At 67.3% G+C, this 14,259-nt stretch carries 15 protein-coding genes; all 15 read left to right on the top strand.

Annotation, left to right across the window (positions count from 1 at the left end):
• The first annotated feature begins 70 nt into the window (after positions 1-70).
• The 15 genes from HZR81_RS07835 (at position 71) to HZR81_RS07765 (ending at position 14,250) form a co-directional block, all read left to right on the top strand.
• Positions 71-1,348, top strand: coding sequence for a bifunctional O-acetylhomoserine aminocarboxypropyltransferase/cysteine synthase (locus HZR81_RS07835; RefSeq protein ID WP_256043112.1), 1,278 nt, complete (start codon positions 71-73; stop codon positions 1,346-1,348).
• Positions 1,349-1,417: 69 nt separating this feature from the next.
• Positions 1,418-1,855, top strand: coding sequence for a thioredoxin TrxC (gene trxC, locus HZR81_RS07830; RefSeq protein ID WP_063539643.1), 438 nt, complete (start codon positions 1,418-1,420; stop codon positions 1,853-1,855).
• A gap of 196 nt (positions 1,856-2,051) precedes the next feature.
• Positions 2,052-2,777 carry a beta-ketoacyl synthase chain length factor gene (locus HZR81_RS07825; protein WP_500127754.1) on the top strand — a complete coding sequence of 242 codons (726 nt, stop codon included), beginning with the start codon at positions 2,052-2,054 and terminating at the stop codon, positions 2,775-2,777.
• Positions 2,753-3,559 (top strand): lysophospholipid acyltransferase family protein, encoded by an 807-nt coding sequence (locus tag HZR81_RS07820; RefSeq protein ID WP_256043113.1) that lies wholly within the window; start codon positions 2,753-2,755, stop codon positions 3,557-3,559. The genes HZR81_RS07825 and HZR81_RS07820 overlap by 25 nt, the downstream gene beginning before the upstream one ends.
• Positions 3,540-3,803, top strand: coding sequence for a phosphopantetheine-binding protein (locus HZR81_RS07815; protein ID WP_061373892.1), 264 nt, complete (start codon positions 3,540-3,542; stop codon positions 3,801-3,803). Before HZR81_RS07820 ends, HZR81_RS07815 begins: the two co-directional genes overlap by 20 nt.
• Positions 3,804-3,815: 12 nt before the next feature.
• On the top strand, positions 3,816-4,073 hold the full coding sequence (locus HZR81_RS07810; protein ID WP_019405658.1) for an acyl carrier protein: 258 nt from the start codon (positions 3,816-3,818) through the stop codon (positions 4,071-4,073).
• A 49-nt stretch (positions 4,074-4,122) separates the two neighbouring features.
• Positions 4,123-4,698: a COG4648 family protein gene (locus tag HZR81_RS07805; protein ID WP_500127753.1), complete on the top strand. Its 576-nt coding sequence runs from the start codon at positions 4,123-4,125 to the stop codon at positions 4,696-4,698.
• Positions 4,695-6,371 (top strand): ApeI family dehydratase, encoded by a 1,677-nt coding sequence (locus HZR81_RS07800; protein ID WP_500127752.1) that lies wholly within the window; start codon positions 4,695-4,697, stop codon positions 6,369-6,371. Before HZR81_RS07805 ends, HZR81_RS07800 begins: the two co-directional genes overlap by 4 nt.
• Positions 6,368-7,183 carry a glycosyltransferase family 2 protein gene (locus tag HZR81_RS07795; RefSeq protein ID WP_500127751.1) on the top strand — a complete coding sequence of 272 codons (816 nt, stop codon included), beginning with the start codon at positions 6,368-6,370 and terminating at the stop codon, positions 7,181-7,183. The genes HZR81_RS07800 and HZR81_RS07795 overlap by 4 nt, the downstream gene beginning before the upstream one ends.
• Positions 7,180-8,124 carry a lysophospholipid acyltransferase family protein gene (locus HZR81_RS07790; protein ID WP_500127750.1) on the top strand — a complete coding sequence of 315 codons (945 nt, stop codon included), beginning with the start codon at positions 7,180-7,182 and terminating at the stop codon, positions 8,122-8,124. Before HZR81_RS07795 ends, HZR81_RS07790 begins: the two co-directional genes overlap by 4 nt.
• Positions 8,117-9,649 carry an HAL/PAL/TAL family ammonia-lyase gene (locus HZR81_RS07785; RefSeq protein ID WP_500127749.1) on the top strand — a complete coding sequence of 511 codons (1,533 nt, stop codon included), beginning with the start codon at positions 8,117-8,119 and terminating at the stop codon, positions 9,647-9,649. Before HZR81_RS07790 ends, HZR81_RS07785 begins: the two co-directional genes overlap by 8 nt.
• Positions 9,642-10,067 (top strand): acyl-CoA thioesterase, encoded by a 426-nt coding sequence (locus tag HZR81_RS07780; protein WP_015278361.1) that lies wholly within the window; start codon positions 9,642-9,644, stop codon positions 10,065-10,067. Before HZR81_RS07785 ends, HZR81_RS07780 begins: the two co-directional genes overlap by 8 nt.
• A complete protein-coding gene (locus HZR81_RS07775) occupies positions 10,064-10,675 on the top strand; it encodes a LolA family protein (RefSeq protein ID WP_063539632.1) in 612 nt (203 codons plus the stop codon). Before HZR81_RS07780 ends, HZR81_RS07775 begins: the two co-directional genes overlap by 4 nt.
• A complete protein-coding gene (locus HZR81_RS07770; RefSeq protein ID WP_500127748.1) occupies positions 10,665-13,013 on the top strand; it encodes an MMPL family transporter in 2,349 nt (782 codons plus the stop codon). Before HZR81_RS07775 ends, HZR81_RS07770 begins: the two co-directional genes overlap by 11 nt.
• Positions 13,000-14,250: an NAD(P)/FAD-dependent oxidoreductase gene (locus HZR81_RS07765; RefSeq protein ID WP_500127747.1), complete on the top strand. Its 1,251-nt coding sequence runs from the start codon at positions 13,000-13,002 to the stop codon at positions 14,248-14,250. Before HZR81_RS07770 ends, HZR81_RS07765 begins: the two co-directional genes overlap by 14 nt.
• Positions 14,251-14,259: the final 9 nt, after the last annotated feature.

The raw sequence follows: 14,259 nt of genomic DNA, 5'->3' as shown, positions 1-14,259 counted from the left end.
TTGACCGGTCAGGTGTTCAGTTTCATGCTCTCGGGCCTTTGCCATGACGAACAAGAAAAAGGAGCGCGCCATGAAACTGGAAACCCTCGCCATCCACGCTGGCTACAGCCCAGACCCCACCACCAGGGCGGTGGCGGTGCCGATCTACCAGACCACCTCCTACGCCTTCGATGACACCCAGCACGGCGCCGACCTGTTCGACCTGAAGGTGCCGGGCAACATCTATACGCGCATCATGAGTCCCACCACCGACGTGCTCGAACAGCGCGTCGCAGCGCTTGAAGGCGGCGTGGCTGCACTGGCCGTAGCCTCGGGCATGGCAGCGATCACCTACGCCATCCAGACCATCGCCGAAGTGGGCGACAACATCGTCTCGGTGGCCAAACTCTATGGCGGCACCTACAACCTGTTTGCCCACACCCTGCCGCGCCAGGGCATCGAGGTGCGTTTCGCCGCCCACGATGACATCGCAGCCCTGGAAGCGCTGATCGACGGTCGCACCAAGGCGGTGTTCTGCGAATCCATCGGCAACCCGGCGGGCAACATCATCGACCTTGCCGCCCTGGCCGAAGCCGCGCACCGCCACGGTGTGCCGCTGATCGTCGACAACACAGTCGCCACGCCGATGCTCTGCCGGCCGTTCGAGCATGGCGCCGACATCGTCGTGCATTCGCTGACCAAGTACATGGGCGGCCACGGCACCAGCATCGGCGGCATCGTCGTCGACTCCGGCAAATTTCCATGGGCACAGCACAAGGAGCGCTTCGCCCTGCTGAACACGCCGGATGTGTCCTACCACGGCGTCACCTACACCGAGGCCTTCGGCCCGGCCGCCTTCATCGGTCGCTGCCGCGTGGTGCCGCTGCGCAACATGGGCGCAGCGATTTCCCCGTTCAACTCGTTTCTGATCCTGCAGGGGCTGGAAACCCTGGCGCTGCGTATGGAGCGCCACTGCGAAAACGCGCTCAAGGTTGCCGAGTTCCTCCAATCCCACCCACAGGTGGCATGGGTCAAGTACGCTGGACTGCCGGATCACCCTGAGCACGAACTGGCCCGCCGCTACATGGGCGGCATGCCGGCGTCGATTCTCTGCTTCGGCATCGAAGGCGGCATGGAGGCCGGCGCGCGCTTTATCGATGCGCTCAAACTGGTGGTGCGCCTGGTCAACATCGGCGACGCCAAGTCCCTGGCCTGCCATCCGGCCAGCACCACGCACCGCCAGCTGAATGCCGACGAACTGGCCCGCGCCGGCGTGTCGCAGGACCTGATCCGGCTGTCGATCGGTATTGAGCACATCGACGACATCCTCGCCGACCTGGCCCAGGCACTGGCCGCATCCAAGTGTTGAGACGACGCGCAGCTTGATATCCGCCAGCGAGGCTCCACATTATCGGCATATCGCCGAGGGAGCCTCGCCATGACCGATTCGCTGATCGTCCCCTGCGCACACTGCGCCAGCCTCAACCGCATCCCATCCGATCGCATACATGACGCGCCACGCTGCGGGCGCTGCAAGTCCGAGGCGCTGCCGGACCAACCCTTCGACCTGCAACAGGAGCAATTCGCCAACCAGATCAAGGGCGACCTGCCGCTACTGGTGGATGTCTGGGCCAGCTGGTGCGGCCCCTGCCGCAGCTTTGCCCCGACCTTCGCACAGGCCGCGCGCCAGCTGCAGGGCCGCTGCCGCCTGGCCAAGCTCGACAGCGAAGCCAACGCGCAACTGTCGACGCAGCTCGGCATCCGCTCCATTCCGAGCCTGATCCTCTTTCGCGAAGGCCGCGAAGTCGCGCGCCAGAGCGGTGCCATGCCACTGCCGCAACTGCTCGCCTGGCTGGCGCAGCAGGGCGTGCGGTGAGGGGGCAACTCTCGCGCGACAGTCATGGCGACGCGGAGTTCCGCAGGCATTTGCGACCTCCTATCAGGATCTGTATCGCAATGTTTGCCTAGCGTTGATAGCACTTGGATAATGCCCGCACTTTTCGAGCGGCACTTCCAATGCAAGCATTACACGGACGTCTGTGCGCTGGCCTCGCCACGAGAGCCGCGCAAGCATGAGCGCAATACGCTTCGACATCGAGCAGTGGCAGGCTTGGGCCCCGGGCCGCGCCTGCCGCACAGACTGGGCGCGCTGGGCGCAGGCCAACGACTGGCTGGAAGATCCTGACGCGCAACCAGACGTTTCCTTTCTTCCGGCCATGCAACGTCGTCGCTTGAGCCGGCTGGCGCGCATGGTCTTCGCCGTCGCGGCGCCCCTGGTCGAAGATCAGCCGCCGATGCCATTGGTCTATGCCTCGCGTCACGGTGAAACCACACGCAATTTCGCCCTGCTCAGCGATCTCGCCGGACAGCAGCCGCTATCGCCCACCCAGTTCAGCCTGTCGGTCCACAATGCGATCATCGGTCTCTGGTCGATCTTTCAAGGCGACGGCAGCGAAATGACGGCCCTCGCCGCCGAAGGTGACGGGCTCGAGCACGCGGTGCTGGAAGCCATGCTTCTGTTGAACGACGGCGCGCCGGCCGTGCTGCTGGTGATTGCCGAAGAAACGCCACCAGACGCCTACCGGCCGTGGATCGATGATGTCCAGACTCCCTACGCGCTGGCGCTGCGACTGACCGCTGGCGACGCCTGGCAGCTGCAGTTGCAGCCGGCCGGCGAGCCCGCCCTGCAGACATCTACGCCACATGCGCTGGAGCTGATTCGGGCGCTGCTCGATGGCCGGACCCGATTCACACATCACTGGAAAACGCGCAGATGGACCTGGCAGCGGACGCGCTGAAGCGGCCCAATGCGCCGTGGCTGTGGCGCCTGTTCGCCACCGGGCTGTCGTTCGCCCTGTTCGGCATCGGCGGACTTTGCCTGCGCGTGCTGGTCTTTCCGCTGCTCGCACTCCTTCCGGGAGATGCCATCACCCAGCGGCGTCGCGCGCGGCAGACCGTCAGCCGGCTGTTCTGGCTGTTCGTGCAGTTCATGTACCGCAGCGGCGTGCTGACCTATGAGGTCGAGGGTGCCGAGCGGCTGGGGCGCCCCGGCCAGCTGATCATCGCCAATCATCCTTCGCTGATCGACGTGGTGGTGCTCATCGCGCTGATCCGCGACGCCAACTGCGTGGTCAAGCAGAGTCTGTGGGACAACCCCTTCACCCGTGGGCCGATCCGCGCCGCGCAGTACATCAGCAACAACGGCAGCGCCGAGATGCTCGACGAAGCGGCCGAAGCCCTGCAGCAGGGCCAGACGCTGATCATCTTTCCCGAGGGCACCCGCACCACGCCCGGCCAGCCCCCGCAGTTCCATCGCGGAGCGGCGGCCATCGCGCTGCGAGGCGCGCGGCTGGTGACGCCGGTGGTGATCAGCGTGACACCGACCACCCTGACCAAGGCCGAACCCTGGTACCGCATCCCCTCGCGGCGCTTTCACTTTCATCTACGCGTGGGCGACGACATCGACCCGCAGGCATTCGCCGCCCTGGGCGCCGCCCCGATCGCTTCGCGCCGCCTCAACGACCATCTGCACCGACACTTCATAAAGGAGCTCGCACTCGATGAGCCAACTGACGCTTGAAATCAAGCAACTGATCATCGACGCCCTGGGTCTGGAAGACCTCGGCCCGGACGACATCGCTGCCGACCAGCCCTTGTTCGGCGAAGGTCTTGGCCTCGACTCGGTGGATGCCCTGGAACTCGGCCTGGCGATTCAGAAGCGCTTCGGTATCAAGATCGACGCCGACGCCAAGGACACCCGCAAGCATTTCGCCAGCGTCGACAGCCTGGCAGCTTTCGTCAGCGCCAGCCGCGCCACCGCCTGAGGAGCATCTGCCGTGAACAGCCGCAACGAGATTTTCCAAACCCTGCGCGACGCCCTGGTGGAACTGTTCGAACTCGAACCCGAGCGCATCACCCTCGAGGCCAACCTCTATCAGGACCTGGAGATCGACAGCATCGACGCCGTCGACCTGATCGACCATATCAAGCGCCAGACCGGCAAGAAGATTGCCGCCGAGGAGTTCAAGGCCGTGCGCACCGTCGGTGACGTGGTGGAGGCGGTCTATCGTCTGACCAGCACGGAGACAGCCTGACCGGCATCGCGCCCGCCCCGCAGCACAACCACGGTTTTTCGGACTCCTGATGCTTCCACGCTCATCCACCATCCCGCCCGGCCTGGCCCGCATGGCCGGCCTCGCCCTGCTGCTCGCCGGGCTGGCCTATCCGTTCGCCGTCTACTTCGGTATCGAGCACCTCTCGCCGCGTGTATTCGCCGCGCTACTCGGGGCGCTCTGGCTTGCCCGCCTGCTGAGCAGCGAGCGCGCCGCCAGCCGCGCGACGGCTGTTGTCGCCCTGCTGTTCTGCCTTGCCCTGGCGTTGCTCGACGACGATGTCCTGCTGCGCTGGTATCCGGTCCTGATCAACGCCGCCATGCTCGCGCTGTTCGCCGGTAGCCTGTTCGTCGGCATGCCGGTGATCGAGCGTCTGGCCCGGCTACAGGAGCCGGATCTGGCGGAAGCTGGCGTGCGCTATACGCTGCAGGTGACCAAAGTCTGGGTGGGCTTCTTCGTCATCAACGGCACCATAGCCGCCGCCCTGACGCTCTGGGCGCCGCTGGCCTGGTGGACGCTGTACAACGGGCTGATCGCCTATCTGTTGATGGGCCTGCTGTTCGCCGGCGAGTGGCTGGTACGTCAGCGGGTCAGAGGTCGCACATGAGCTGGATCGGCCTGTGTGAACTGCTGATTTCAGGCGAATCGCGGCGGGTAACCGATGCCCCCGCACTGTCGCTCGGCCAGGTGCAACTGCAGGCGCTGCAGCTGGCCGGTGAGCTGCATCGACGCAATGTGTGCAGCCTGGCCGTGCACCTGGAGGATGCCGCGCAGCTGGCGATCGCCCTGCTCGGTGCCTGGCGCGCCGGCGCGCGTGTGCTGCTGCCGGCGGACCTGCAGCCGGCGAACCGCGAGCGCCTGGACGCCCAGACCGAGCTGTGGCTGACCGATCAGCCTGGTGATCACAGCCTGATGGATTTGCTGGGCGAACCCTTGAGTGCCGCCGAACTCGATCCGCAGCTGCTCGGCCTGACGCTCTGCACCTCGGGCTCCAGCGGCCAGCCCAAACTGATCGACAAGCGTCTGGCGCAGCTCGCCCGTGAGATCGAGACGCTGGAAGCGCTGTGGGGCGCCGACCTCGGAGCTGCCAGCGTGATCGGCAGCGTCGCCACGCAACACATCTATGGCCTGCTGTTCCGTGTGCTCTGGCCGCTGTGCGCCGGCCGCCCGATGCTGCGCCGCCCCCTGCCGTTCGCCGAGGACATGCAGCGGGCCAGCCGTGAACAACCGGCGTTCTGCTGGGTGGCCAGTCCCGCCCTGCTCAAGCGCATGGGCGACAACCTCGACTGGCCGGCGCTGCGCCAGGTGCGTCGGGTGTTCTCCTCTGGCGGGCCACTGCCGGCCGAGGCCGCACAACTGCTGCGGGAGCGCCTCGGCCAGTGGCCAACGGAGATCTATGGCAGCTCCGAAACCGGCGGCATCGCCTGGCGCCAGGGCGGCGAACTGTGGCAGCCGCTACCGGGCGTCGAGCTCGGCCAGGACGAACAGGGCGCGCTGCGCGTGGCCTCGCCCTGGGTCGCCGGCGGGCACGTCGAACAGACCGCCGATGGTGCCGAGTTGCATGCCGATGGCCGCTTCGCCCTGCGTGGCCGGCTGGATCGCATCGTCAAGCTGGAAGAGAAGCGGATCTCGCTACCGATGCTGGAAAGCGCCCTGGCCGAGCACGCCTACGTCAGCGAGGCCCGCCTGGGCGTCATCCAGGACCAGCGAGCCTATCTCGGCGCGTTGGTGGCGCTGAGCGAGGCTGGCATATTCGCCCTGCGCAACCAGGGCCGGCGCGCCGTCACCCAGACTCTGCGCCAGCATCTGAACGACTACTGCGAAGCATTGGCCCTGCCGCGGCGCTGGCGACTGCTGCATCAGCTACCAGGCAATGCCCAGGGCAAACTGCCTCAGGCCGAACTCGACGCTCTGCTGCTGGCGCCGCGCCCGCGCGAACCGGAGCGTCTGCAGCAGCAGTGGCAGGACGATCACTGGCAGATCGAGCTGCGCGTGCCGCTGGACCTGGCGCACTTCAGCGGCCATTTCCCGCGTACGCCGGTCCTGCCTGGCGTCGTTCAGATCGAGTGGGCGATGAACCTCGCGCGCGAACTGATCGACGACCTGCCGCCACGTTTCGGTGGCATGGAAGTGCTCAAGTTCCAGCAGCTCGCTCGCCCGGGCGATCACCTGGAGCTGAGCCTGCGTTTCGATCATGCCCGCGGCAAGCTGTACTTCGCCTATCACAACGCCGGCAAGCCCTGCTCGTCCGGCCGCATCCTGCTGGGAGCTCGCCCATGACCACGCCGAATCCCTTGCCGCCCGTCGAGGAGCAGCCGATCGCCAGCGTGGCGCCCGCTCTGCCCAACGAAGAGGATTGGTTCAAGCCCTGCGCGCTGATCCCGGTTTACAACCACGAGCGCAGCCTGCCGGCAGTGGTCGGCGCGCTGCGGGCGGCGGACCTGCCCTGCGTGCTGGTGGATGACGGTTCCTCCCCTGCCGCGGCAACGGTCATCGACCGACTGGCGGAGCAAGACGGCGTCTTCCTGCTCCGCCATCCGCGCAATCAGGGCAAGGGCGGTGCGGTAATCAGCGGCCTGCGCGAGGCGCGGCGACTGGGCTTCAGCCATGCGCTGCAGGTCGACGCCGACGGCCAGCACGACCTGTCCGGTGTCGAGCTGTTCCTCGACCGCGCCAGCCAGGCGCCGGACGCGGTGATCTGCGGCTATCCGCGATACGACGCCAGCGTGCCCAAGGGGCGCCTGTATGCCCGCTACCTGACCCATGTCTGGGTCTGGATCAACACCCTGTCGCTGGCGATCCGCGACTCCATGTGCGGCTTCCGTGTCTACCCGCTGGAGCCGACTTTGGCATTGCTCGACCGCGTGCGCCTGGGCCGGCGCATGGATTTCGACACCGAGATCCTGGTGCGCCTGCACTGGCAGCAGCAGCCGATGGTCTGGCTGCCGACGCGGGTGCATTACCCGGCCGATGGCGTCTCGCACTTCCGCCTCTGGCTGGACAATGCACTGATCTCCGCCATGCATGCCCGGCTGTTCTGCGGCATGCTGCTGCGCGCGCCAAAACTGCTCGCCCGGCGCCTGCAGCGATGAGCGAAGCCCCAATGCCCTCGCACTGGGCGGCGCAGCGCGAGCGCGGCAGTTTCGCGCTGATGCGCCTGACCGCCTGGGCGGTACGGGTACTTGGTCGGCGCACCATGGCGCCGCTGCTGTATCTGATCGTGCTGTATTTCTATCTGTTCGGCCGCAGCGCCCGTGACAGCGCGCGCCAGTATCAGGGCTACCTGGCGCGCTGGAGCGGTCGCGCCGAACTGCAGCCGAGCACGCGCTCGGTCTATCGCCAGTTCATGAGTTTCGCCGAAGCGCTGCTGGACAAGCTGGATGTCTGGAGCGGGCGCGTCGGGCGAGAACGCCTGGTGATACACGACCCGGCCAACCTGCACGACAGCCTCGCCGGCGCGCGCGGTCAGCTGCTGGTCGGCTCGCATCTGGGCAATCTGGAGATCTGCCGGGCGCTGGCGGAGATCGGCGGCGAAGTGCGGATGAACGTGCTGGTGCACACCCGTCACGCCGAGCAGTTCAATCGCCTGCTGGACCAGTCCGGCGCCGACAACCTGCGGCTGATCCAGGTCAGCGAACTGGACCCGGCGACCATGCTGCAGCTGTCCCAGCGTCTGGAGCGCGGCGAGTGGCTGGCCATCGCCGGTGATCGGGTGCCGCTGCACGGTGGGCGCACCGCCGTGGCGGACTTCCTCGGTCAGCCGGCAGCCTTTCCCCAGGGGCCCTGGCTGCTCGCCGGCCTGCTGGAATGCCCGGTGAATCTGCTGTTCTGTCTCAAGCAGGACGAGCGCTTCCATGTGCATCTCGAGCCCTTCGCCGAACGCATCCGCTGGCGCCGCGCCGAGCGCGACGCGGTGATCGCGCAGGCAGTGCAGCGCTACGCCGACCGCCTCGCCGCGCGTTGCCTGGAGGCGCCGCTGCAATGGTTCAACTTCTATCCCTTCTGGAACACACAGGACCCGCGTCGTGACTGAGCCCGTGATCTTTGGCGAACACCTTCTGCGCATCGAGGACGTGCTGGCCGTGGCGCAGCGCCGTGCGCCGGCACGGCTGCAGGCGGACGAGACCTTTCGCAGCCGCATCACCCGCGGCGCGCAGTTTCTCGACACCCTGCTGGACCGCGAGGGCGTGATCTACGGCGTTACCACCGGCTATGGCGATTCCTGCGTGGTGGCGGTGCCGCTGCATCAGGTCGAGGCGTTGCCGCAGCACCTGTTCACCTTTCATGGCTGCGGGCTCGGCAAGTTGCTGGACGCCGAAGCCACCCGCGCCGTGCTCGCCGCGCGCCTGCGTTCGCTTACCCATGGCATGTCCGGTGTACGCATCGAGCTGCTGGAACGCATGCAGACATTTCTCGAACACGATGTGCTGCCGCTGATTCCTGAGGAAGGCTCGGTCGGCGCCAGCGGCGACCTGACCCCACTGTCCTATGTCGCCGCCGCCCTCGCCGGCGAGCGCGAGGTGCTGTATCGCGGCGAGCGCCGCAGCGCCGCCGAAGTGCATCGCCAGCTCGGCTGGACACCCTTGACCCTGCGTCCCAAGGAGGCGCTGGCATTGATGAACGGCACCGCGGTGATGACCGGCCTCGCCTGCCTGGCCTACGCCCGCGCCGACTACCTGCTGCAGCTGGCGACCCGCATCACCGCACTGAACGTGATCGCCCTGCAGGGCAACCCCGAGCACTTCGACGAGCGCCTGTTCGCCGCCAAGCCGCATCCTGGACAGGCTCAGGTCGCCGCCTGGATTCGTCAGGACCTGGCCATCGATGCGCCCGCGGCGCCGCTGCATCGATTGCAGGACCGCTACTCCATCCGCTGCGCGCCCCATGTGCTCGGTGTGCTGGCCGACAGCCTGGGCCTGCTGCGCCAGTTCATCGAGACCGAACTGAACAGCGCCAACGACAACCCGATCATCGATGCCGACAACGAGCGCGTGCTGCACGGCGGGCATTTCTACGGCGGGCATATCGCCTTCGCCATGGACAGCCTGAAGAACCTGGTGGCCAACGTCGCCGATCTGCTCGACCGCCAGCTCGCCCTGCTGGTCGACACGCGCTACAACCACGGCCTGCCGAGCAACCTCTCCGGCGCGCCGGCCGCCACGGCGATGATCAACCACGGCTTCAAGGCGGTGCAGATCGGCGCCAGCGCCTGGACCGCCGAAGCGCTGAAGAACAGCATGCCGGCCAGCGTCTTCTCGCGCTCCACCGAATGCCACAACCAGGACAAGGTGAGCATGGGCACCATCGCCGCCCGCGACGCGCTGCGCAGCCTGGAGCTGAGCGAGCAGGTCGCCGCGGCCACGCTGCTCGCCGCCCAGCAGGGCGTCTGGCTGCGCCAGCGCCTGGAAGACGCGCGCCCGCTGCCCGCGCCACTGGCGGCCATGCACAGCGAGCTGGCGGCGACCTTCCCCCCGCTGATCGAAGACCGGGCACTGGAAGGCGAACTGCGCCTGTGCCTCGAACAGATCCGCAACCGCCACTGGAGGCTTTATGCGTAAGGACGGCGTACTGCAGGCCGAGGTCGAGATGCTCGTGCCGTTCTTCGATGTCGACTCCATGGACGTTGTCTGGCACGGCCACTACGTCAAGTACTTCGAGGTCGCCCGCTGTGCGCTGCTCGAGCGTATCGGCCACAACTACCAGCAGATGCGCGACGCCGGCTATGCCTGGCCGATCATCGACGTGCAGCTGCGCTACATGCGCGGCGCGCGCTTCAACCAGCGCATCGTGGTGCGCGCCGACCTGGTGGAGTGGGAGAACCGCCTGAAGATCAACTACCTGATCCGCGATGCCGAAACCGGCGAGCGCATGACCCGCGGCAGCACCGTGCAGGTCGCCGTGGAGATCGCCAGCCGCGAGATGCTGCTGGCCTCGCCACGAGTGTTCGTCGACGCGGTGGAGCGCGCACTGGCATGACGCCGCTCTTCAAGAAATGGCTGGCCGCCGCCGTCCTGCTGCTGGTCACCACCATCGCCATGGCGCAACCCTTCGACCTGCCACAGCTCGCCGGACAACTGAGCGGGCCGGCCGTGGTACGTGGCGACTTCATTCAGGAAAAGCACCTGAGAGCCTTGCCGCAGCCGCTGACCAGTCACGGCCAGTTCACCCTGTCCCGCGACCACGGCCTGCTCTGGCTGCTGCAACAGCCGATCCGCCAGGACTATCGCATTACGCCTCAGGGGATCGCGCGGCGCGGCGAACAGGGCTGGCAGGCGGTCGACCCGCAGGGCGGTTCGGCCCGACAGAACCAGCTGTTCCTCGCCGTGCTGAGCGGCGACACCCAGGCGTTGCAGCGCGACTTCGACCTGCAGCTGAAAGGCGACCCCGACGCGTGGCGGTTGCAACTGACGCCACGCGGCGCGCTGCTCAAGCAGATCTTCGCCGACATCGAGATCCAGGGCGGTGAGACGGTGACTCGAATCGAGCTGCACGAAACCCAGGGTGATCGCACGCTGATCCGTCTGCTCGACAGCCAGACCGACGTCGCCCTCACGGCCAGCGAGCAACGCGATCTTGCCGACTGAGCGCCTGCAGCCCCGCCGCTGGCCGGCCGCGCTGTTCTGCCTGGCGCTGCTCGGCCTGCTGGCGCTGAATGCCTGGCAATGGCGCGACGGCCCGCCGCTGAGCGCCAATCTGCTGCAATTGCTGCCCAGCGGCAGCCACGACGCGCTCGAACAGCTGGCAACCGAACGCATGCAGGAGCCGCTCAAGCGCGACCTGATGCTGCTGATCCGGCATGACGACGAGCGTGAAACCTGGCGCCTGACTGAAAGCCTGGCAGCCGAACTGCGTGGAAGCGGCCTGTTCGCCCAGGTGCGCGAGCGGGTACAGCCCGACCTGCCGGCAGTCGCGCGCCAGCTGCGCGAGCAGTCCCTCGGATTGCTTGGCGATACCGAGCGCCGGCAGCTCATCGAACATCCCGCTCGGTTCGTCCAGCAGCGCATCGAGCGCCTCTACGACCCCTTCGCCGCCAGCCCGCTGCCGCTCGAACAGGACTGGTTCGGCATCGCCGGCCTGGCCCTGCAACGGTTGCCGCAGCTGGGCAACGTTGGCGCCGAGAGCGACGGCAGCCTGGTCGCCGAATATGCCGGTCAGCGCTGGCGGGTGATACACGCGCGTGCGCAAGGCGATGCCTTCGACGAGGGTTCGCCGCAGCAGGTGGTAACCCTCGTCGAACGGGCTCGTGACGACATCGAAGCGGCGGGGGGCGAGCTGCTGAGTGCCGGCGGCGTGCTGCATGCTGCCCATGGCCAGCGCTCGGCCCGCACAGAGGCGAGCCTGATCGGCAGCCTGTCGCTGGGTGCCACCCTGCTGCTATTGCTCTGGCTATTCCGCACGCCGCGCATCCTGCTCGCCGCCTTGCCGGTGCTGGTCGGCGCGCTGTCGGGGGCGGCCGCCTGCGTCGCGCTGTTCGGCCAGATGCACGTACTGACCCTGGTGCTCGGCGCCAGCCTGATCGGCGTCAGCCTGGATTTCCCGCTGCACTACCTGTCCAAGAGCTGGACGCTACAACCCTGGCACGGCCGGCGCGCGCTTGGTCTGATCCTGCCGGGACTGGCGCTGGCCCTGCTAACCAACCTGATCGGTTATCTCGCGCTGGCCTTCACGCCCTTCCCGGCGCTGACCCAGGTGGCAGTGTTTTCTGCAGCCGGCTTGCTCGGCGCCTTTCTCTGCACCACCGGCCTGCTGCCGCTGCTGTTCAATGGTCGCCTGCAGCCCTGGCCACGCCCATTGGGTTGGGCGCAGCGCTGGCTGCAGGTGCGCCAGGCCCTGCTTGCACGCATCGGCTCGCCCTGGCTGCTGGCCGTGCTCGGACTGTTCTGCCTGGGCGGCGTGCTGCAGCTGTCATTCGAGGACGACCTGCGCCAGTGGGTCAGCCGCGCGCCGGTACTGCAGCAGCAAGCCGAGCGTATCGGTACGATCAGCGGCTTCCAGCCCACCAGCCAGTACCTCCTCGTGCGCGCCGCCGATGCCGACGCGCTGCTCGAACGCCAGGCCGAGCTCAGCCGCCGCCTGTCCGGCCTGCAGGCCGAGCAACGCCTGGGCGGGCACCTTGCCCTGAGCCAGCTGGTTGCACCGACTGCCGAACAGGACCGCCTGCGCGCCGCCCTGCCGCAACTGCTCCCAGCCAGCCAGCCGCTCGCCGCCCTCGGTGCCGCGACGAACAACCTGCAGGCCGAGCTCGAGCGCCTGCAGGCACAGCCACCGGTGACCATCGAGGCGGCGCTGACAGGCCCGTTGGGCGAGCCCTGGCGTGCGCTCTGGCTCGGCGCGCAGAACGACGGCGTCGCTGGGCTGATCAGCCTGCAGGGCTTGCGCGACGGAGTCGCTCTGGAACACATCGCTGAAGACGTGCCCGGCACGACACTGGTCGATCAGCCGGCCCGCCTCAACCAGCTGTTTGCCGCGACCAAGCTTCAGGCCGGCGAACTCAAGCTGCTCGCCAGCCTGCTGATCTTTGCCCTGCTCTGCTTTCCCTTCGGCCCGGGCGGCGCCCTGCGTTGCCTGGCCGTGCCCCTGCTGGCCGCCCTGGCGAGCCTGGCCAGTCTCGGCTGGCTCGGTCAGCCGCTGACGCTGTTTGGCCTGTTCGGCCTGCTGCTGGTCACGGCGATCGGCGTGGATTACGCCATTCTGATGCGCGAGCAGATTGGCGGCGCCGCGGTCAGCCTGGTCGGCACCCTGTTGGCGGCCACCACCACCTGGCTGTCGTTCGGCCTGCTGGCGGTGTCCAGCACGCCGGCGGTGAGCAACTTCGGCCTCACCGTCAGCCTCGGCCTGGTATTCAGTTTTTTCCTGGCCCCCTGGGCCATCCATCAGCAAGACACACCACCACAGGCAGGGAGGCCGTATGGCGCCGCTTGAGACGCAACACCGTGAAGTCGTGATCATCGGAGCCGGCCCGTCCGGCGCAATCGCTGGCGCGCTGCTCAAGCGCAAGGGCCACGACGTGCTGATCGTCGAACGCCAGCGCTTCCCGCGCTTCTCCATCGGCGAGAGCCTGCTGTCGCACTGCCTGGACTTCATCGAGGAAGCCGGGATGCTCGAGGCGGTGCGCGCGGCGGGGTTCCAGACCAAGCACGGCGCGGCCTTCGGCTGGGGCGAGCGCTACACGGAATTCGATTTCCGCGACAAGTTCACCGCTGGCCATGGCAGCACCTACCAGGTCCAGCGCGCCGACTTCGACAAGCTGCTGGCGGACCAGGCCGAGTTGCAGGGTGTGGAAATCCGCTACGAGGAAGAAGTCACCGCGGTGGATTTCACCGGCGCGCAGCCCTGGCTGCAGATTCGTCGGGCCGATGGCAGCGAGTACCGCGTCGATGCCGCCTTCGTGCTCGATGCCAGCGGCTATGGCCGGGTACTGCCGCAGCTGCTGGATCTGGAAGCGCCGTCGGGCTTCCCGGTGCGCCGGGCGATCTTCACCCATATCGAGGACCGTATCGACGATCCACGCTTCGACCGCGAGAAGATCCTTATCACCACCCATCCCGAGCTGCGGGACGTCTGGTACTGGACCATCCCGTTCAGCAACGGCCGCTGTTCGCTGGGTGTGGTCGCCAGTGCCGAGCGCTACGAAGGCCGGCCGGTGAACCTCGATGCCTGCCTGCGCGAATTTGTCCAGGAGGCACCGAACCTCAGGCGCATTCTCGCGAATGCCGAATGGGACACCCCGGCGCGCCTGATCGGCGGCTACTCGGCCAACGTCAAGAGCCTGCACGGTCCGGGCTTCGCCCTGCTGGGCAACGCCGCCGAGTTCCTCGACCCGGTGTTTTCTTCCGGCGTGACCATCGCCATGCGCTCGGCACACATGGCCGCCGCCGTGCTGCATCGCCAGCTGAGCGGCGAACCGGTGGATTGGGAACGCGAGTTCGCCGCGCCGCTCAAGCGCGGCGTCGATACCTTCCGGACCTACGTGGAGGGTTGGTACGATTGCAGCTTCCAGGACGTGATCTACTACGAACACGCCCAGCCGGAGATCCGCCGGATGATCAGCTCGATCCTCGCAGGCTATGCCTGGGACGAAAAGAACCCCTATGTCGCCGAACCCAAACGCCGCTTGCGCGTCCTGGCCGAACTCTGCTCGGCCGGTGCCGACGCGTGAGCGCGCGGC

The organism is Pseudomonas sp. LM13 (assembly GCF_041381355.1).
GTDB lineage: Bacteria > Pseudomonadota > Gammaproteobacteria > Pseudomonadales > Pseudomonadaceae > Stutzerimonas > Stutzerimonas frequens.
Note: the sequence above shows the minus strand (reverse complement) of the source record. Positions and strands in the feature narration are given on the sequence as shown.

What these genes read in the sequence shown, in the direction of transcription:
- HZR81_RS07825 (WP_500127754.1), top strand. Translation starts at nt 2,052, where the DNA reads ATGAGCGCAATACGCTTCGACATCGAGCAGTGGCAGGCTTGGGCCCCG.
- trxC (WP_063539643.1), top strand. Translation starts at nt 1,418, where the DNA reads ATGACCGATTCGCTGATCGTCCCCTGCGCACACTGCGCCAGCCTCAAC.
- HZR81_RS07790 (WP_500127750.1), top strand. Translation starts at nt 7,180, where the DNA reads ATGAGCGAAGCCCCAATGCCCTCGCACTGGGCGGCGCAGCGCGAGCGC.
- HZR81_RS07805 (WP_500127753.1), top strand. Translation starts at nt 4,123, where the DNA reads ATGCTTCCACGCTCATCCACCATCCCGCCCGGCCTGGCCCGCATGGCC.
- HZR81_RS07820 (WP_256043113.1), top strand. Translation starts at nt 2,753, where the DNA reads ATGGACCTGGCAGCGGACGCGCTGAAGCGGCCCAATGCGCCGTGGCTG.
- HZR81_RS07795 (WP_500127751.1), top strand. Translation starts at nt 6,368, where the DNA reads ATGACCACGCCGAATCCCTTGCCGCCCGTCGAGGAGCAGCCGATCGCC.
- HZR81_RS07775 (WP_063539632.1), top strand. Translation starts at nt 10,064, where the DNA reads ATGACGCCGCTCTTCAAGAAATGGCTGGCCGCCGCCGTCCTGCTGCTG.
- HZR81_RS07815 (WP_061373892.1), top strand. Translation starts at nt 3,540, where the DNA reads ATGAGCCAACTGACGCTTGAAATCAAGCAACTGATCATCGACGCCCTG.
- HZR81_RS07765 (WP_500127747.1), top strand. Translation starts at nt 13,000, where the DNA reads ATGGCGCCGCTTGAGACGCAACACCGTGAAGTCGTGATCATCGGAGCC.
- HZR81_RS07780 (WP_015278361.1), top strand. Translation starts at nt 9,642, where the DNA reads ATGCGTAAGGACGGCGTACTGCAGGCCGAGGTCGAGATGCTCGTGCCG.
- HZR81_RS07835 (WP_256043112.1), top strand. Translation starts at nt 71, where the DNA reads ATGAAACTGGAAACCCTCGCCATCCACGCTGGCTACAGCCCAGACCCC.
- HZR81_RS07800 (WP_500127752.1), top strand. Translation starts at nt 4,695, where the DNA reads ATGAGCTGGATCGGCCTGTGTGAACTGCTGATTTCAGGCGAATCGCGG.